Genomic DNA, 17,266 nt, shown 5'->3' with positions numbered 1-17,266 from the left:
CCATGAGAGCTACTCTCAGAGCCGACGAGGGGACTCGAACCCCTAACCACCTGTTTACAAGACAGGTGCGCTACCAATTGCGCCACGTCGGCGAGCGCGCCGTCCCGCTCGGCGGCCACGGCCCGCAAGATGCTACCTGCTCTCAGTCCTGGTCAAGCCTCCGGACCACGGCGGCAGTGACCAGCCCGTAGGCCACGTGAGGGACGGCGTCACTCACCCAGTCCCTGGCGGCCCAGCTCCGCGGGTCGGTCACCCCGAGCGCGGTCATCGGGGCGTCGCTGGCAGCCATGGCACCGACCCCCGCGGCCATGCCTGCGACCAGGAGACCGGGCCGCAGGCCGAGTGCCCTGGCCAATCCGAGTGCAGCCCCGACGCCGAGGCCTGCGGCCAGACCGCTCAGCGGGCCGAGGCCCGCCAAGCGATTCTGGCGAGTTTCCTGATCGCCCGGGACAGCGATCCCGGTCCTCTCGGCCAGCTTCTCCACGGTCTCCTGCGGAGTGCTGCTGCTGGGCCGTCCCCGCGCGGCCATGTCCAGGTGGGTGAGCGCGTTGAGGGCGGTCGTGCCTGCCGCCCCGGCTGCCAGCCCGGCACCGAGGCCGTTCCATATCCTCAAGGGGCTGTGGGTCCTGCGCTGCTCGAACATTGGCCTAGCCTCCCGGCGACGATGCACACGCGGTCCACGCTCGTGTGCTGTCCTACCCGATGGTGTCCCGTTCACTCACAAGCGGCTGCCGGGGCGGGCCACTGGCCGATGCCAGACTGTGACCATGAGCCGTGACCTCCGACCCGCCGGTGTGCCGCCGCAGGATCTGGAGGTGCCGGCGTTCTGGCACCGGCTTGGGCTGCCGGGGCTGGTCGATGTCCACGTCCACGGCATGCCGCAGCGGCTGCTCGACGCGGTGTGGCGGTACTTCGACGGCGCTGGGCCGCTCGTGGGCCGGGAGTGGCCGATCACCTACCGCTGGCCGGTGGAAGAGCGCTTGGCGCACCTGCGCGCCATGGGAGTTCGCGCCTTCCCGACCCTCTTCTACGCGCACAAGCCCGGGATGGCCGAGGGCCTGAACGACTGGGCGGGCGCCTTCGTCCACCAGCAGCGGGCGGGCGGACACGACGACGTCGTGCACAGCGCCACGGTCTTTCCCGAGGAGGGCGCGGCGCGGTACCTCGAGCGGGCGCTACGAGACGGTGCGCGCGTGGTGAAGATCCACGTCCAGGTCGGTGGGTTCGACCCCCGAGACGCGTTGCTCGACCCGGTCTGGGCTCTGCTGGCCGACGCCCGCACCCCGGCGGTCGTGCACACCGGCAACGGGCCTCGTCGCGGTAACTTCACCGGCGCGGGCATCTTCGCCGAGGTGCTGAGGCGGCACCCCAGCCTGACGGCCGTGATCGCCCATCTCGGGATGCCCGACTACGACGAGTTCATCGGGCTCGCCGAGCGCTACCAGCACGTCCACCTCGACACGACGATGGTCTTCGTCGACTTCTTCGGTGGAGCGCAGGCCCAGACAACACTGGCGCGTCGGCTGGCGCCGCGCCTTCAGGCGCTGCAGGACAAGGTCCTGCTCGGCACCGACTACCCCAACATCCCCTACCCCTACGCCCACCAGCTCGAGGCACTCACCCGGACCGGACTGGACGACGACTGGCTGCGGGCGGTCTGCTGGCACAACGGGGCCCGGCTGCTGGGGATCGACAGCACCTCAGGTGTCCGTGCGGGGTGACATCGCTCACCCAGTCGTGCTGGCGAGGCGTGTCGCTGCACGGAACAGCTCCGGCGGCGCGATACAAAAGAGGTGACCCCGCCAGGTATGAGCCGGCGGGGTCAATGCATCCCGGATGGGCGTGCCGCGTCAGCGAGGCGGCATCCGCAGGGCTCCGTCGAGGCGGATGACCTCGCCGTTGAGCATCGGGTTGTCGATGATGTGGGCCACCAGCGAGGCGTACTCCGCGGGCTGGCCGAGCCGGGACGGGTGCGGCACCAGCTTCTCCAGGATCTCCTTGGTCTCGCCCGGCAGCCCCGCCATCATCGGTGTCTCGAAGGTGCCCGGCGCGATGGTGGTGACCCGGATCGCCTTGTCCGCCAGGTCGCGCGCCGCACTGAGGGTGAGGCCGACGATCCCTCCCTTGGACGCTGAGTAGGCCGCCTGCCCGATCTGCCCGTCGTAGGCCGCGATCGACGCGGTCATGACGACGACCCCCCGGTCACCGTCCAGCGGCTCGTTGCCCATCATTGCGGCGGCCGCCAGCCGGAGCACGTTGAAGCTGCCGACGAGGTTGATGTCGACGACCTGCCTAAACTGCTCGAGGTCGTGGGGGCCGCGCTTGCCGACCACGCGCCCAGGCGTGCCGACTCCCGCGCAGGTCACCACGATTCGCAGGTCTCCGAGTTCTTGCGCCGCTGAGATCGCCGCCTGGACCTGCGCCTCGTCACGAACGTCGGCGGGGGAGAAGCGCACTCGTTCGCCCAGCTCGGCAGCAAGTTCCGCACCCTTCGACGTCGGCAGGTCGACCAGCACGACGGCGGCCCCGGCCCGGTGCAGTCGGCGCGCGGTCGCCTCGCCAAGCCCGGAGGCACCTCCGGTGACGAGGGCGACGGTGGAGTCGTTGATCTGCAAGGGGATTCCTCTCATTGCGGTGGCCTGGTCAGCCGCGCAGCAGTTGCCGCGAGATGACCAGGCGCTGGATCTGGTTGGTGCCCTCGAAGATCTGGGTCACCTTGGCCTCGCGCATGAAGCGCTCGGCCGGGAAGTCCTGGGTGTAGCCGTAGCCGCCGAGCACCTGGACGGCATCGGTCGTCACCTTCATCGCGGCATCCGTGCAGACGAGCTTGGCCACGGCGGCCTGCTTGCTGAAGGAGCGTCCCGCGTCCTTGAGGCGGGCGGCATGCAGGTAGGTCGCTCGGGCCGAGGTCACCGCAGCCTCCATGTCGGCGAGCATGAACGCCAGCCCCTGGAAGCGGTTGATCGACTGGCCGAACTGCTCGCGATCAGTGCTGTATGACGTGGCGAGGTCGAGCGCGGACTGCGCCAGTCCCGTCGCGGCGGCGGCGATCCCGAGGCGACCGGCATCGAGTGCGGCCAGCGCGATCGGCATGCCCATGCCCGGCTCGCCGACCAGGCGGTCGGCCGCCACGAGGGCCCCGTCGAAGAGCACCTCGCGCACGGTGTCGCAGGCGAGGCCCATCTTGCGCTCGGGTGGCGCGAACGTCATACCCTCGGTGCCGGCGGGGATGACGATGCACGACAGCCCCCTGGTCGGATGGTCGTCCGTGCGCACGAAGGTGGTGTAGAAGTCGGCGTGGCCGGCGTGCGAGATCCACGCCTTGCCGCCGGACAGGCGGTAGTGCCCTCCGTCGTCGGTCAGCGTCGCGCGAGTCCTGATCGCCGACACGTCGGACCCGGCCTGTGGCTCGGACAGGCAGTAGGCGCCGAGCTCCTCGCCTCCAAGCATGTCCGGGAGCAGCCGCTGGCGCTGCTCCTTGCTGCCGAAACTGGCCACCGGGAAGCAGGTGAGCGAGTGGACCGACGTCCCCACGGCCACGCTCATCCACGCGGACGCGATCTCCTCGACGACCTGCAGGTAGACCTCGTAGGGCTGGCCGCCTCCGCCGAACTCTTCGGGGTAGGCGAGCGAGAGCAGGCCGGCCCGTCCGAGCACCCCGAACACGTCGCGGGGGAACTCGCCGGCCGCCTCGGCCGCGTCGACCCGCGGGGCGAGCACGTCGCGGCAGATCTCCCGCGTGAGCGCGATGAGGTCACCTGCCTCCTCGCTCGGCACGAGGCGTTCGACTGCCATGCAGCGAACGATACCGGGGCGCATCCGCATGCTGAGACGTCCGGTGCCTGCGCGGGCCAATGTTTCTGAGGCGATGATGGCGAGCGGGAAATATTATGGTTCACTATCTTTTCGACAAGTGTTTTTCCTGTATGGAGGCGTGATGAGTGACTTTCCCCGGGTGGTGTTCGACGAGGCACACAGCGAGGCCTGGACCCTCGACGCCGCCACGGCCGCACAGCTGAACCGCGTCAACCCCGCCGACGTGAGCTATTCCGAGGCGGCGCGGGCTCTGACCCGCTCCGGGTTCGAGGTCAGCTCGCGGCGGGACGGACTGCTCACCGCCGACGCGTTCGAGGGCGAGCTGGCCGGCACCGACGTCCTGGTCATCGCCCATCCCGCCGAGCCGGGCCGCGAGCGCGCCAGCGGCACCGGCTCGCCGCGCCTCGCCCGGGAGGAGATCGACGGGGTGGAGCAGTGGGTCCGCGGTGGAGGCGGTCTCGTCGTGCTCGCCGAGTGCGACCAGGAGCACTACGGCTCCAACCTCACCGACCTGCTGTCGCGCTTCGGCGTGGGCGTGCACAGCACCACGGTGCAGGAGGGCGTGCGCCGGCACAACAACGTGGCGTCGTGGGTGATGGCCGACCTCGGCACCTCGGCCGGCAAGGGCCTGCTGGCCGGGGTGCGGGACGCCTGCTTCTACCGCGCTGGGGTGCTCGACCTGTCCCGGGCGGCCGGCGCGCGGGTGCTCGCCCGCACCAGCGACACCGCGGACCCGGCCGGCGCGCCATTGGCCGCCGCCCTCGAGGTCGATCGCGGACGCCTCGTCGTGCTTGCCGACTCCGACCTGTTCGGCGACGACTCCATCGACGAGTTCGACCACCGCACCCTGTGGACCAACCTGGTCACGTGGGCTGCCGGAAGTGGCGAGCCGGCGGCCCGCGAGAGTGCTCTCGGCGCAGCGTCGGCGAACGTGGACCTCGCGCTCGATCCCCAGTGGCTCGAGCTGAAGCAGGCCGTGTCGAGCCTGCGCGCACTGCAGGGGAGGGACGGCTCGATCGACGAGGCCGAGCACGACCACGACAAGGCACGCACGCTGGTCTCCCGGATGGTCGAAGGCGTGGTCGCCCTGGCCCCGCGCTTCCCGCACGACGCGGCATACCTCGAAGCCCTCCAGGGTGACCTGCTGCGGTGGGCCGACGAGGGATTCGGCAAGCCGGACTTCCTCGACTCGCTGGTGCTGTTCCGTCCCGACCAGCACCGCGCCGACGGCGTCGAGCACCTGGTGCTCTTCCCGATGTACACCCAGAACGGCAACCCGAACCGCCAGTTCGAGGCGCTGCTGATCCGCGTGACCTGGCCGGACTGGCTGGCGAAGGTCGAGGCGGTCTACGACAACCGGATGTTCCTGCCGGTCAACTTCATCGACTTCACGCAGGGGTATGACTCCAACTCCGCGGTGCTCTTCCCCGAGACGGTCGCGGTCCGCGAGGTTCCGGTCTTTCACTGGGGTGCGATCTTCTGTGACCGCGAGGCGGCCCGCTTCCGGCGCGTGACAGCAGCGGCCGCGCAGCTGCTCAAGGTGGCGCTCCCGCCGGACGCCGAGCGGCTCGTCGGCAGCCAGAGCCTGGCGCAGAGCACCTTCGCGATGTGGGACCTGATCCACGACCGCACCCACAGCCACGGCGACCTGCCCTTCGACCCGTTCATGATCAAGCAGCGGATGCCCTACTGGATGTATGCCCTCGAGGAGCTGCGCTGCGACCTCAACACGTTCCGGCAGGCGGTCGCGCTCGAGCAGGACGGGCACCCGTATGCGCGGTCGGTGCAGTACGCGATCGTCTTCGACCGGATCTTCCGGTTCACCATCACCGGCGAGCGGGTGCGCAACTACGACGGACTCGGCGGGCAGCTGCTGTTCGCCTACCTGCACCGGAACGACGTCGTCCGTTGGACGGACAACACGCTGACCTTCGACTGGGACCGGCTGCCGGGATGCGTCGTCGACCTGTGCGAAGAGGTCGAGAAGCTCTACCGAAGCGGCATCGACCGGTCCAAGGTCGGCCACTGGATCGCGTCCTATGAGCTGATGTCGTCCTACGTGCCTGCCCACCCGAGCTCGACCTGGGCCAAGGGGCCGGAGGCGCTCCCGCTGGACGGTCCGCCCAAGGGGCTGACAGACGCGGTGCTGCCCGACGAGTTCCCCCTCAACGTCTTCTTCGAGGCGCTACGTAAGAAGCTCGGCGACGTGGTGGCGTCGACCTCCGGCATCACGTCAGACTCGGACGCGGAGGCGAAGCCGACTGACAGGGGAGCCGCGGTATGACTACATCGGTGCAGCAGGACCTCACGGGGCTGGTCATCGTCGTGACCGGTGCGACCGGTGCCGCCGGTCCGGCCGTGGTGCAGCGGCTCGCGGCGTCCGGCGCCACCGTCGTGGCGGCCGGGCGCGACCAGGGTCGGCTCGACGCCGTGCTGCAGGCCGCTGGGGAGACCGCGGGAGAGGTGCAGACCGCAGTCGTCGACCTGCTGGACGAGGCTGCCACCACGGCGTTCGCCGCCGCGGTCTCGGACCGGAACGGACGCGTCGACGGCCTGGTGCACCTGGTCGGCGGCTGGCGCGGTGGCAAGGGCATCGTCGAGACCGACCTGGCCGACTACGAGTGGCTGCACGACCACCTGGTGCGCACCCTGCAGCACGTCTCCCGCGCGTTCCATGACGCACTGCGGGCCAGCGTGCGCGGCCGGCTGGTCATCATCTCCACCCACCAGGTCGAGGCGCCCAGCGCCAAGAACGCGTCGTATGCCGCGGCGAAGGCCGCCGCGGAGACGTGGACCCTCGCCGTGGCAGACTCGTTCTCGGGCAGCGGAGCGGCTGCCGTGGTGCTGCCGATCAAGGCGTTGCTGACGCCCGCGATGCGCGAGGCCAAGCCCGACGCGAAGTTCAGCGGTTACACCCCGGTCGCCGACCTGGCCCGCACCATCCACGACCTGTGGCTGACGCCCGCCGACGACCTGAACGGACGACGACTGTGACCGAACCGGCGACCGAGACCGCCCCACCCCTGCACGACGCCCAGGCCCGAGGCTTCGCCAGCGACAACAGCGCCGGCGTGCACCCGGAGATCCTCGACGCCATCACCCGCGCCAACGGAGGACACCAGGTCGCCTACGGCGCCGACGCCTACACCGCGCGGCTGCAGGAGGTCTTTCGCGGGCACTTCGGCGAACGAGCCACGGCATACCCCGTCTTCAACGGCACCGGTGCCAATGTCATCTCGCTGATGGCGGTGACCGAGCGGTGGGACGCCGCGATCTGCAGCGACCTCGCGCACATCAACATCGACGAGTGCGGCGCCCCCGAGCGCGTCGGCGGCGTCAAGCTGCTCACCGTGTCGGCGCCGGACGCCAAGCTCACGCCGGAGCTGATCGACCGCCAGGCCTGGGGTTTCGGCGACGAGCACCATGCCCAGCCCAAGGTCGTCTCGATCACCCAGAGCACCGAGGTCGGCACCGTCTACTCCGTGGACGAGCTGTCGGCGCTCGTCGAGCACGCCCACGGCCTCGGGCTCGTCGTGCACATGGACGGTGCGCGAATCGCCAACGCGGCTGCGGCCCTCGGTGTGCCGCTGCGCGCGATCACGACGGACGTGGGTGTCGACATCGTGTCGTTCGGCGGCACCAAGAACGGGCTGATGTTCGGCGAGTGCGTGCTCGTGCTCAGCCCGGACGCGGTGCGCGGTGTCGACTTCGTGCGCAAGGCGAGCATGCAGCTTGCGTCGAAGATGCGGTTCGTCTCCGCGCAGTTCGATGCGCTGCTGTCGGGCGACCTGTGGCTGCGCAACGCGACGCATGCCAACGCGATGGCTCGGCGGCTGCACGAGGCCGTGCGTGAGGTCGAGGGGGTGCAGGTGACCCAGCGGGTCGAGGCCAACATGGTCTTCGCCGTCCTGCCACCCGAGTCGACCACCCGGCTGCAGAAGCTCTATCCCTTCTACGTCGTGGACGAGGCGCGGGGGACGGTCCGGTGGGTCACGTCATACGACACGACCGAGCAGGACGTCGACGGCTTCGCCGCGGCCGTGCGCGCCGAGCTGTCCAGCGGCAACTGAACCAGGACCCACCGTGGGCGCCCGACGGGGCGGCCACCGCGTCGTCGGTTGGCCTGTTTGGAGCCCGCGTCGGCGCGGCCGACCTGACCGCCCGTCCTGGTGGGCTCAGGGAGCGGAGTCGGGCCCGGACGGTTCCTCGAGCGGGGCGATCGTCGGGCGCTTCGCGCTGATCCCGTCACCGGAGGACCGACCGCGCAGTCGGCGACCGACCCACGGGCGGAGGTATTCGCGCGCCCAGCGGGCGTTGCCGCGCGCCAGCGCCAATCGGCCCACCGGCATCACCGGGGGCAGCGGCCGGGCCCAGTCGTCTTCGTCCACCTCGTGCCCGAGGGCGGCCAGCGCCCGGAGCGCGACCCGGCGGTGGCCCTCGGGCGTCATGTGGATCCGGTCGTCCGCCCACATCCGCCAGTCCTTGAGCGGGATCATGCTCCACTGGTCGAGCACGTGGGCGCCGTGCCGACGAGCGATGGACCAGAGGTGGGCGGTGTAGATAGCCACCCGACCACGCGTGTGCCGCAGCAGCGGAGCCTCGCTCGGGTCGGCAGGGGTCGCCATCAGGACGTCGGCGCCGCTCGCGCGCAGCCGTGCGACAGCTCGCTCCAGCTCACCGGCAAGGGCGTCGATGTCTGCCCGCGGCCGCAGGATGTCGTTGCCGCCGCCGACGATGCTCACCAGGTCGGGCTCCAGCGCGAGGGCGGCTTCCACCTGCGGTCCGGCGATGTCGGCCAGCAGCCGGCCGCGGATGGCCAGGTTGGCGTAGCCGAAGTCACCACCCTCCCCGACCGCCCGGGCGGACAGGTGCGATGCGAGGCGGTCGGCCCACCCCACATAGGTGTCCGGCCGGTCGGGGTGCGGATCACTCATGCCCTCGGTGAACGAGTCCCCGATCGCGACGTAGCGGTGCCAGGTGCGGGGCGCGGGCTCGGTCACGGAAGGCTCCAGTCGATGGGGTCGGCTCCCTGCTCCTGCAGGAGGTGGTTGGCGCGACTGAACGGCCGTGACCCGAAGAAGCCGCCATGGGCGGACAGCGGTGACGGATGGGCGCTCTCGACGCACGGCACCGCGCCGAGGTGCGGACGCAGGTTGCGGGCGTCGCGGCCCCACAGGATCGCCACCAGCGGCCCGCCGCGCGCCACGAGAGCCGAGATGGCCTGTGCGGTCACGGTTTCCCAGCCCTTGCCACGGTGGCTGGCCGGTTTGCCGGGCGACACGGTGAGCACCCGGTTGAGCAGCATCACGCCCCGGTCGGCCCACGGTGACAGGTCGCCAGTGGTCGGCGTCGGCGCGCCGAGGTCCGCGGCCAGCTCGGTGTGGATGTTGGCCAGGCTGCGCGGGAACGGCCGGACGTCCGGGGCGACCGAGAAGGACAGACCCACGGCGTGGCCGGGAGTCGGATAGGGGTCCTGGCCCACGATGAGCACCCGCACCCGGTCGAGCGGGTGGCTGAACGCACGCAGGACGTGCTCGCCCGCCGGCAGGTAACCCCGGCCGGCCGCCACCTCCTCGCGCAGGAAGGCGCCCAGGTGGGCCACGGCACCGGACACCGGCTCGAGGGCCTCGGCCCAGGTGGGGTGGATCAGCTCAGTCAGTGGTCGCGGGTCCGGCACCCGGCCAGCGTATGCCGTGCCGGTATGTCCGCATGTCGCCACTGTCGCCGCTGCGGTCCAGCCTCGGCGATCGTCGTCGTCGCCGCTTCGCGAGGCTCGTAGACTCCCCGGGTGCACGGATTCACCGACGAGACCGAGGCCCTGGGCCAAGCGATCCTCAGCTACGCCGCCGACCGGCTGCGTCTCGACCCGGTCCCGCTCGACGGTCCTCGGACTCCTGAGCAACTCGACAAGGTGGCGGGCGCCACGATCACGCCGGGCGGGATGGGCGGTGCCGCAGCGCTGCGGCTGTTCGAGGAGGTGCTCGCGCCGGCCTGCCTGTCGATCGACCATCCCCGCTACCTGTCGTTCATCCCGTGCGCCCCGACCGAGGAGGCGGCGATGTTCGACCTCGTGGTCGGTGCCTCCTCGATCTACGGCGGCTCCTGGCTCGAGGGAGCGGGTGCGGTGCACGCCGAGAACCAGGCGCTGCGCTGGATCGCCGACCTGGCAGGGCTGCCGGAGTCGGCGGGGGGCTCCTTCGTGCAGGGCGGGACGATCGGCAACCTGTCGGCCCTGGTGACCGCGCGCGCGACGGCGCGCGTCCGGCATACCGAGCAGGGACGCACCGGCGAGGGCCCGCGGCCGTGGAAGGTGGCCGCGACGGCCGGGTCGCACTCGTCCATCGCCTCTGCCTGCCACGTCATGGACGCCGAGCTGGTCCCCGTGCCGGTCGACGAGCACTGGCGGATGACCGGGGAGTCGCTCCGGGCGGTCCTCGAGCAGGAGGGCCCGGAGACGATCTTCGCCGTCGTCGCGACCTGCGGCACGACCAACTTCGGGGTGATCGACGACCTCGCGTCGGTCGCGGAGGTGTGTGGGGAGTTCGGGGTGTGGCTGCACGTCGACGGGGCCTACGGCGGCGCGGGCCTGGCTGCGCCGTCGATCCGCGACCGGTATGCCGGGGTCGAGCGGGCCGACTCGTTCATCGTCGACCCGCACAAGTGGCTGTTCGCCCCCTTCGACTGCTGTGCCCTGCTCTATCGCGAGCCGGCTCTCGCCCGCGCCGCGCACACGCAGAAGGCCAGCTACCTCGACGTGATCACCGACCGGCCGGAGTGGAACCCGTCGGACTACTCGGTCGGCCTGACCCGGCGGGCCCGCGGCCTGCCGCTCTGGTTCTCGCTGGCGGCGAACGGCACCCGTGCCTACACCGACGCGGTCGAGCGCACGCTGGAGGTGGCCCGGTTCGCCGAGGCGGAGATCGAGCGGCGGGACTACGTCGAGCAGGTCCATCCCGCCGGCCTGACCGTCGTGGTGTTCCGGCGGCTGGGGTGGGGTCCGGCCGACTACCAGGAGTGGAGTGACGGCCTGCTCGACCGTCAGGAGGGTTTCGTGGTGCCGACCTCGCACGACGGCGAGACCCTGGCGCGGTTCGCCATCGTCAACCCGCTGACCCGTGAGGACGACATCACGGCCATCCTGGGCTCGATGGCATGAGGCGCTCGAGGTGATGAACAGTTTGACGTGTGCGGGCGGCATACCGGCGGAACCGGACAGGGAATCACATGGCTGTCATTCGCGCGCTAGGATGGGCGGGCACGTCACCCAGGGAGGTCGCATGAACACCGCAGCGCAGGCCGAGAGCACGTCCACCGACGAGCTGAGCGAGCGCGATCGCGAGATCATCGCCTTCGAGCGCCAGTGGTGGAAGTATGCCGGCGCCAAGGAGCAGGCGATCCGCGAGCTGTTCGACATGAGCTCCACCCGCTACTACCAGGTGCTCAACTCCCTGATCGACAGCCAGGCGGCCCTCGAGGCCGACCCGATGCTGATCAAGCGGCTGCGTCGGCTGCGCGCGAGCCGCCAGCGGGCCCGGTCGGCCCGCCGCCTCGGTATGCAGGTCTGACGACGAGCGCGTGAGGATCGAGCGCAGCGAGGCCCGGAGCGCGCGAGGAGCCAGACCAATCAAGCAGGTCTGACGACGAGCGCGTGAGGATCGAGCGCAGCGAGGCCCGGAGCGCGCGAGCCCCACTTCCCGGGGGGATCTTCGTGAGGTTTCGGCCCCCAGGAGGGCGCCAAACCTCGCGAAGATTCCTCGCGGGGGCTTGGCATTTGCACTCGAGGGGGTCGAGTGCTAATCATTGCTTTAGCACTCTCACCCCGAGAGTGACAGAATGACTCGACCGTTCGTCGAGGACCGGAGAGCGCAGGGGACCTGAGCCTGCGGGATCCGGTTCGTCCGTCGCGGGCGACGCGCGGTCACTCAAACCGTATTCGTGTGGGAGGAACCACCGCACATGGCCAAGACCATTGCTTTCGACGAGGAGGCTCGCCGCGGTCTCGAGCGGGGCATGAACACCCTCGCCGACGCTGTCAAGGTGACCCTCGGCCCCAAGGGCCGCAACGTCGTGTTGGAGAAGAAGTGGGGTGCCCCCACCATCACGAACGATGGTGTGAGCATCGCCAAGGAGATCGAGCTCGAGGAGCCGTACGAGAAGATCGGCGCCGAGCTCGTCAAGGAAGTTGCCAAGAAGACGGACGACGTCGCCGGTGACGGCACGACGACCGCCACGGTGCTCGCCCAGGCCATGGTCAAGGAGGGTCTGCGCAACGTTGCGGCAGGCGCCAACCCCATGGCCCTCAAGCGCGGCATCGAGCAGGCCGTCGAGGCCGTGGCCGAGCAGCTGCTGACCTCGGCGCGTGAGGTCGAGACCAAGGAGCAGATCGCCCAGACCGCCGGCATCTCCGCCGGTGACCCGGCGATCGGCGAGCTCATCGCCGAGGCGATGGACAAGGTCGGCAAGGAAGGCGTCATCACGGTCGAGGAGAGCCAGACCTTCGGTCTGGAGCTCGAGCTGACCGAGGGCATGCGCTTCGACAAGGGCTACATCAGCCACTACTTCGTCACCGACACCGAGCGCATGGAGACCGTGCTCGAGGACCCCTACGTCCTCGTCGTGAACTCCAAGATCGGCGGCATCAAGGACCTGCTGCCGGTGCTCGAGAAGGTCATGCAGTCGGGCAAGCCGCTGGTGATCATCGCCGAGGACGTCGAGGGCGAGGCCCTGTCGACCCTGGTGGTCAACAAGATCCGTGGCACCTTCAAGTCCGTGGCCGTCAAGGCCCCCGGCTTCGGTGACCGTCGCAAGGCCATGCTGGCCGACATCGCCATCCTCACCGGTGGCCAGGTCATCTCCGAGGAGGTCGGCCTCAAGCTCGAGTCGACCGAGCTGGACATGCTGGGCAAGGCGCGCAAGGTCGTCGTGACCAAGGACGAGACGACCATCGTCGAGGGCGCTGGCGACGCCGACCAGATCGCCGGTCGGGTCAGCCAGATCCGCACCGAGATCGAGAACTCCGACTCGGACTACGACCGCGAGAAGCTGCAGGAGCGGCTGGCCAAGCTCGCCGGCGGCGTCGCCGTCATCAAGGCGGGTGCGGCCACCGAGGTGGAGCTCAAGGAGCGCAAGCACCGCATCGAGGACGCGGTGCGCAACGCCAAGGCTGCGGTTGAGGAGGGCATCGTCGCCGGTGGTGGCGTGGCTCTGATCCAGTCGGGCAAGACCGCCTTCGAGAAGCTCGACCTGGTCGGCGACGAGGCCACGGGTGCCAACATCGTCAAGGTCGCCATCGAGGCGCCGCTCAAGCAGATCGCGATCAACGCCGGTCTCGAGGGTGGCGTCGTGGCGGAGAAGGTGCGCGGGCTCGAGGTCGGCCACGGCCTCAACGCCGCGACCGGCGAATACGTCGACATGCTGGCTGCCGGCATCAACGACCCGGTCAAGGTGACCCGGTCCGCGCTGCAGAACGCTGCGTCGATCGCCGCGCTGTTCCTCACCACCGAGGCAGTCGTCGCCGACAAGCCGGAGAAGGCCGCACCGGCCATGCCGGGTGGCGACGGTGGCATGGGCGGTATGGACTTCTGACGATCAAGCGAGCGCAGCGAGCGTTGAGGAAGAAGTCCAAAAGGACAGCCTTCTGATCCGCCTGGTGCCATCGCAGTCGGAGTGAAGTGACAGAGAGGGCGGTCTCCCCGAGAGGGGAGGCCGCCCTTCGTCGTGCCTGATGCAGCCGGCGCGCGGGTTGGTCAGCGCTGGCTGAACATGCGGGTGTTGGCGTTCTCCACCTCGCCGTACTGCGTGGCGGCCTGGCCGAGGGCAAGGCTGATCCGCTGCAGGGAGTCACGCACCTGGTCCTGGGTGCGGCGCCAGTCCTCGCTCACCCCCGCGAAGTTCGCCGCTGCCGAGCCCTGCCAGGTGCCCTGCAGGGCGTTCAGCTTGCCCATCATGGCCTTGACCCCGGCCTCGATCTCGCCGGCGACACGGTTGATGTCACCGGAGGCCGAGCTGATCTGCTCGGTGTCGACCTTGAAGACGCTGCTCATGGTTGCTCCTCGTCTGTGCGTTGGCGCTGGTTTGTCTGTGCCCTCGAAACTACGGCGGATGGCGCAGCGACCGCGGAAGTTGTCCACAGGGGGCAGGGGTGTCATGTCATAGGGTCTGGGAGTCCGAGGAGGAGCGCCGACTGTGACCATCTGGATCGACCCGCCGCGCTGGCCGGCGCACCAGCGCCTGTGGTCGCACCTGATCAGCGACCAGTCGTATGACGAGCTGCACACCTTCGCGGGAGAGGTCGGCATACCACGGGGTGCCTTCGAGGGTGACCACTACGACGTCCCGCAGGAGCGCTACGACGCGCTGGTGTCCGCCGGCGCGGCCCCGACGTCGGGCAAGGACGTGGCGCGCCGGTTGCGCGACAGCGGGCTGCGGTTTCCCAAGCGGCGTGGGGAGAAGCCGCTCGCCAGTGTCCGTGACATCGTTCCGGGCCTGAGCGTCGGCCACCGGATGGACCTGATCGCCTCGCCCTTGCCGACGCCGGAGGGCCAGACCGCGGCGGCCGCCGTGTTCGTCGTGGACGCCGCCGGGTCGCTGCTGCTCGTGCACTCGGTGGTGCGCGACGCCTGGGGTGCTCCGGCCGGCGGCCGCGAACCGGGCGAACAGGTCCGGGAGGGCGCGGTGCGCGAGGTCTGGGAGGAGTCGGGGCTGCGCCTGCTGCCCGACGACCTGGTGCCGTGCGGCTACGAGCGGCTCATCTTCGACGACGGCGTGCCGGTCGGGCGCTGGCCACACGTCCGCAACTACGTCGCCTGCTTCGTTCGGCGGCTCGACGTCGTGCGGCCCCGGGTTGAGCCAGTGCTCGACGACGTCGACGCCGCCGACTGGTTCGGTTACGACGAGGTGGAGCGTCGCTGCCGGAACGAGTACTGGTGGCCGTTGCTCGAGCGCGTGGTCGCCGCGGTAGCCAGGGCGTGACGAGATGGCCACTGTGGTGATGCACGGCGTGGTGTCGGTGGACGGGTTCGTCGCCGACGAACACGATGAGGTCGGGCCGCTGTTCGACTGGTACTTCGGCGGGGACACTGACCTGGTTGACGGCGGCGCCTTCAAGGTCACGCGCACCTCGGCCGACTACGTCCGACCACTGTGGGAGGACATCCGGTCGACGGTGATCGGGCTGCACCTGTTCGACCTGACCAACGGTTGGGACGGCTCCCCGCCGGCCGGCGAGCACGTGGTCGTGGTGACCCACCGGCCCGAGCCCGACGGCTGGAAGCCACGCCACGCGACCGGCGGCCCGCACCCGGGCGCGGCGGCGTCATACGACTTCATCGGCGATGTGACGCAGGCGGTGGCGCGCGCGAAGGAGCTCGCCGGGGACGGCGCGGTGGCGGTGGCCGCGGGCGACGTCGGCGGGCAGGCGCTGGCGCTCGGCCTCGTGGACGAGGTGGCGATGGACGTCGTGCCGGTGGTTTTCGGCAGCGGCAAGCGCTACTTCGGGCCGGTGGACGGCCAACACCTGCTCGAGGATCCCGACGTGGTCATCCGTGGTGAGCGGGTCCTGCACCTGCGTTATCGGGTCCGCCGCTGAGGCACGCAGGGTCAGGGTCGCGTGGCCTGCACGAAGGCGACGCGACCGAGGCGGTGGTCGACGTGGTCGACCTCGCGCACGTCCGTGAAGCCTGCGTCCGCGAGCAGGGGACGTATGCCGTCCCCCAGGTCGCGTTGGATGGCTGCGGGTCGCGCACCGCGCGAGCGGAGCAGGCGGGGCAGGTGGCGCAACGCGTGGGCCGGCCCGTGCTCGTGCTGCCCGTGGCCGCCGTGAGGGGTGCCCCCAGCGGCCGGGGCGGGACCGCCGAAGTCGGCGATGGTGATCGTGCCGCCGGGACGCAGGGCGCGGAAGGCGTCACCCGCGAACGCTGCTCGATCGTCGGCGTCGACGTGGTGGAGTGCGAGCGAGGACACGACATGGTCGACCGTGCCGTCCTCGGCCGGCACGCGATCGGCGTAGCCCCGCACGAGCGTGAGCGCAACCCGACGACGGCGGGCCTTGCGGGCGGCACGGCGAAGAGCGGCATCGTCGGGGTCCAGACCGGTGACCCGTGCCCGGGGCTGCGCCGCCAGCACGGCGAACGAGAGGTTGCCCGTGCCGCAGCCGATGTCGACGACCACCTCACCGGGCCCGATCGCGGCGAGGTCACTGACCCGCCGGTGCAGTGCTCCCACCCCGGCCAGGCGAGTGAAGACGTCATACAGCGGGAGCAGCCAGGTCCTGCTCATACCGGGCAGGAACGACCGGTCCCGGTCGTTCGGGGTGCGCTCGTCGAGGATGCGGACGTCGTTTTCTGCTGGCATGGGTGCTCCCTGAGGGGTGAGGCGGTCCTTCGGACCGATGGTCGATTGCGTCTAGTCTTGGACATCCTGCGGTTCTTTGGCGGCACGAAAGTTGAAAGCCATGGCACGTTCTTCGGGCACCGAGGGCATCGGCTCGCGCTCGCGGTTGCGCAGGGTGCGGCCGGACGGGACGCCGGTCTACGGCCAGGAGCACGGCGATGGGCGGCCACCGGTGACTGTCGTGCACGTCGATGTGGGGCGGCACCGTGACGCCCTGCTGCGCAGCCGGCCGCACGCCCACGACTTCCTGGTCCTGGTGTATGTCGAGGAGGGCAGCGCCGAGGTCAGGGTCGACGGCGTCACGCGGCAGCTGCGTGCCGGGGTGGTGCACGCGCTGTCTCCGGGCCAGGTGATCGGCCATCTCGACGCCTCCCCGCCCGTCGGCTGCACCGCCTGGTCGGTCGCGTTCGCGCCCGAGGCCGTGCCCGCCCTGGCCTCGGTGTCCCCGCTCGCCCGCTCCCACCATCCGCTGCTCGCGCTGTTCGGGGCCGGCGCCGGGAGGGCCGTGGTCGCCGAAGCCGACCGGCCGACCTGGTCGGGATGGCTGACCGATCTCTCCGGCGAGCTCGCCGACCCGCAACGTCTGGGTGCAGGGGAGGCGGTCGCCGCACTGCTCAGCCGGCTGCTGGTTGCGGCCGCGCGGTTGGTGCCGTCGGCGCGGACCACGCCGGATCCGTTGGTGGAGCGGGTCTTCGACCAGATCGAGGCGACCTATGCGCAGCCCGTCTCGGCCCGCGATGTCGCCGCCGCCCTCGGATACACACCAGGACACCTCACGACCGTCGTCCGGCAGCGCACCGGGCGCACCCTGCTGGAGTGGATCACCGAGCGGCGGATGGCCGAGGCCCGTCGGTTGCTCCGCGAGACCGAGCTGCCGCTCGGCGTCATCGCCTCCCGGACGGGCTTGCGAGACGCCACCTATCTGGTGCGGCGCTTCCGCCAGCACCACGGCACCACTCCGGAGCGCTGGCGCCAAGCCCAGCGAGTGGTGCCGAGCTGAGGCGCTGACGCCGGGTCGACTGGTGGCAGTGCGCGACCGGGACGCGCCCTCCCGTCGACA

The 17,266-nt window shown here is 70.5% G+C and carries 17 protein-coding genes and 1 tRNA gene; 10 read left to right on the top strand and 8 right to left on the bottom strand.

The genetic code is table 11. The features are described from left to right. Nucleotides 1-19: 19 nt before the first annotated feature. A tRNA-Thr gene (locus FCN22_RS06385) sits at nucleotides 20-92 on the bottom strand. Between the two features lie 50 nt (nucleotides 93-142). After that, the gene (locus FCN22_RS06380; RefSeq protein ID WP_202911433.1) at nucleotides 143-613 is read right to left on the bottom strand and encodes a hypothetical protein; all 471 of its coding nucleotides are present in this window, start codon (nucleotides 611-613) and stop codon (nucleotides 143-145) included. Between the two features lie 154 nt (nucleotides 614-767). Between FCN22_RS06380 and FCN22_RS06375 the strand changes: the two genes are divergently transcribed. Beyond that, nucleotides 768-1,721, top strand: a complete 954-nt coding sequence (locus tag FCN22_RS06375) for an amidohydrolase family protein (RefSeq protein WP_137120695.1) — start codon at nucleotides 768-770, stop codon at nucleotides 1,719-1,721. Between the two features lie 129 nt (nucleotides 1,722-1,850). Here the strand turns inward: FCN22_RS06375 and FCN22_RS06370 are convergent, their stop codons facing one another. Together FCN22_RS06370 and FCN22_RS06365 are read right to left on the bottom strand one after the other, a co-directional pair. After that, nucleotides 1,851-2,615: a 3-hydroxyacyl-CoA dehydrogenase gene (locus FCN22_RS06370; RefSeq protein ID WP_137120747.1), complete on the bottom strand. Its 765-nt coding sequence runs from the start codon at nucleotides 2,613-2,615 to the stop codon at nucleotides 1,851-1,853. A gap of 28 nt (nucleotides 2,616-2,643) precedes the next feature. Then, nucleotides 2,644-3,795 (bottom strand): acyl-CoA dehydrogenase family protein, encoded by a 1,152-nt coding sequence (locus tag FCN22_RS06365; RefSeq protein ID WP_137120694.1) that lies wholly within the window; start codon nucleotides 3,793-3,795, stop codon nucleotides 2,644-2,646. A gap of 142 nt (nucleotides 3,796-3,937) precedes the next feature. Here FCN22_RS06365 and FCN22_RS22660 point away from each other — a divergent pair, with 142 nt between their 5' ends. Genes FCN22_RS22660 through FCN22_RS06350 form a run of 3 tightly spaced genes read left to right on the top strand, consistent with a single transcriptional unit; the run spans nucleotide 3,938 to nucleotide 7,886 of the window. Further along, on the top strand, nucleotides 3,938-6,100 hold the full coding sequence (locus FCN22_RS22660) for a DUF6421 family protein (protein ID WP_137120693.1): 2,163 nt from the start codon (nucleotides 3,938-3,940) through the stop codon (nucleotides 6,098-6,100). Beyond that, nucleotides 6,097-6,810: an SDR family NAD(P)-dependent oxidoreductase gene (locus FCN22_RS06355; protein WP_202911432.1), complete on the top strand. Its 714-nt coding sequence runs from the start codon at nucleotides 6,097-6,099 to the stop codon at nucleotides 6,808-6,810. Before FCN22_RS22660 ends, FCN22_RS06355 begins: the two co-directional genes overlap by 4 nt. After that, on the top strand, nucleotides 6,807-7,886 hold the full coding sequence (locus tag FCN22_RS06350) for a threonine aldolase family protein (RefSeq protein ID WP_137120692.1): 1,080 nt from the start codon (nucleotides 6,807-6,809) through the stop codon (nucleotides 7,884-7,886). Before FCN22_RS06355 ends, FCN22_RS06350 begins: the two co-directional genes overlap by 4 nt. Nucleotides 7,887-7,991: 105 nt before the next feature. Here FCN22_RS06350 and FCN22_RS06345 read toward each other — a convergent pair whose 3' ends face one another. Both FCN22_RS06345 and FCN22_RS06340 read right to left on the bottom strand, forming a co-directional pair. Further along, nucleotides 7,992-8,816, bottom strand: a complete 825-nt coding sequence (locus FCN22_RS06345) for an SGNH/GDSL hydrolase family protein (protein WP_152186116.1) — start codon at nucleotides 8,814-8,816, stop codon at nucleotides 7,992-7,994. Then, complete coding sequence (locus FCN22_RS06340) at nucleotides 8,813-9,493, bottom strand: uracil-DNA glycosylase (protein ID WP_137120691.1); 681 nt, start codon at nucleotides 9,491-9,493, stop codon at nucleotides 8,813-8,815. Before FCN22_RS06340 ends, FCN22_RS06345 begins: the two co-directional genes overlap by 4 nt. Before the next feature lie 111 nt (nucleotides 9,494-9,604). On the opposite strand from FCN22_RS06340, the gene FCN22_RS06335 reads away from it, so the two are divergent. From FCN22_RS06335 to groL, 3 genes are all read left to right on the top strand, one after another. Beyond that, nucleotides 9,605-10,972: a pyridoxal phosphate-dependent decarboxylase family protein gene (locus FCN22_RS06335; RefSeq protein WP_137120690.1), complete on the top strand. Its 1,368-nt coding sequence runs from the start codon at nucleotides 9,605-9,607 to the stop codon at nucleotides 10,970-10,972. 121 nt (nucleotides 10,973-11,093) lie between these two features. Continuing rightward, complete coding sequence (gene napA / locus FCN22_RS06330; RefSeq protein ID WP_202911431.1) at nucleotides 11,094-11,381, top strand: nucleoid-associated protein NapA; 288 nt, start codon at nucleotides 11,094-11,096, stop codon at nucleotides 11,379-11,381. 391 nt (nucleotides 11,382-11,772) lie between these two features. Beyond that, nucleotides 11,773-13,401: a chaperonin GroEL gene (gene groL / locus FCN22_RS06325; RefSeq protein WP_137120688.1), complete on the top strand. Its 1,629-nt coding sequence runs from the start codon at nucleotides 11,773-11,775 to the stop codon at nucleotides 13,399-13,401. Nucleotides 13,402-13,562: 161 nt separating this feature from the next. Here groL and FCN22_RS06320 read toward each other — a convergent pair whose 3' ends face one another. Then, on the bottom strand, nucleotides 13,563-13,859 hold the full coding sequence (locus FCN22_RS06320; protein WP_137120687.1) for a WXG100 family type VII secretion target: 297 nt from the start codon (nucleotides 13,857-13,859) through the stop codon (nucleotides 13,563-13,565). Between the two features lie 142 nt (nucleotides 13,860-14,001). Between FCN22_RS06320 and FCN22_RS06315 the strand changes: the two genes are divergently transcribed. Continuing rightward, complete coding sequence (locus FCN22_RS06315; RefSeq protein WP_137120686.1) at nucleotides 14,002-14,787, top strand: DUF4031 domain-containing protein; 786 nt, start codon at nucleotides 14,002-14,004, stop codon at nucleotides 14,785-14,787. Between the two features lie 4 nt (nucleotides 14,788-14,791). Beyond that, nucleotides 14,792-15,403, top strand: a complete 612-nt coding sequence (locus FCN22_RS06310) for a dihydrofolate reductase family protein (RefSeq protein ID WP_137120685.1) — start codon at nucleotides 14,792-14,794, stop codon at nucleotides 15,401-15,403. An 11-nt stretch (nucleotides 15,404-15,414) separates the two neighbouring features. Here the strand turns inward: FCN22_RS06310 and FCN22_RS06305 are convergent, their stop codons facing one another. After that, nucleotides 15,415-16,167, bottom strand: coding sequence for a class I SAM-dependent methyltransferase (locus FCN22_RS06305; protein ID WP_137120684.1), 753 nt, complete (start codon nucleotides 16,165-16,167; stop codon nucleotides 15,415-15,417). 100 nt (nucleotides 16,168-16,267) lie between these two features. Between FCN22_RS06305 and FCN22_RS06300 the strand changes: the two genes are divergently transcribed. Continuing rightward, entirely contained in the window at nucleotides 16,268-17,206 is a 939-nt protein-coding gene (locus FCN22_RS06300; protein ID WP_137120683.1) for an AraC family transcriptional regulator, read from the top strand. Nucleotides 17,207-17,266 lie beyond the last annotated feature (60 nt).

The sequence above is a fragment of the Segeticoccus rhizosphaerae genome, from assembly GCF_005222685.1.
In the GTDB taxonomy this organism is placed as follows: Bacteria; Actinomycetota; Actinomycetes; order Actinomycetales; family Dermatophilaceae; genus Segeticoccus; species Segeticoccus rhizosphaerae.
Note: the sequence above shows the minus strand (reverse complement) of the source record. Positions and strands in the feature narration are given on the sequence as shown.

Bases quoted from the DNA above. Each gene is read 5' to 3' on its own strand.
- FCN22_RS06355 (WP_202911432.1), top strand. From the start codon at position 6,097: ATGACTACATCGGTGCAGCAGGACCTCACGGGGCTGGTCATCGTCGTG.
- FCN22_RS06375 (WP_137120695.1), top strand. From the start codon at position 768: ATGAGCCGTGACCTCCGACCCGCCGGTGTGCCGCCGCAGGATCTGGAG.
- groL (WP_137120688.1), top strand. From the start codon at position 11,773: ATGGCCAAGACCATTGCTTTCGACGAGGAGGCTCGCCGCGGTCTCGAG.
- napA (WP_202911431.1), top strand. From the start codon at position 11,094: ATGAACACCGCAGCGCAGGCCGAGAGCACGTCCACCGACGAGCTGAGC.
- FCN22_RS06320 (WP_137120687.1), bottom strand. From the start codon at position 13,859: ATGAGCAGCGTCTTCAAGGTCGACACCGAGCAGATCAGCTCGGCCTCC.
- FCN22_RS06305 (WP_137120684.1), bottom strand. From the start codon at position 16,167: ATGCCAGCAGAAAACGACGTCCGCATCCTCGACGAGCGCACCCCGAAC.
- FCN22_RS06365 (WP_137120694.1), bottom strand. From the start codon at position 3,795: ATGGCAGTCGAACGCCTCGTGCCGAGCGAGGAGGCAGGTGACCTCATC.
- FCN22_RS22660 (WP_137120693.1), top strand. From the start codon at position 3,938: ATGAGTGACTTTCCCCGGGTGGTGTTCGACGAGGCACACAGCGAGGCC.
- FCN22_RS06300 (WP_137120683.1), top strand. From the start codon at position 16,268: ATGGCACGTTCTTCGGGCACCGAGGGCATCGGCTCGCGCTCGCGGTTG.
- FCN22_RS06310 (WP_137120685.1), top strand. From the start codon at position 14,792: ATGGCCACTGTGGTGATGCACGGCGTGGTGTCGGTGGACGGGTTCGTC.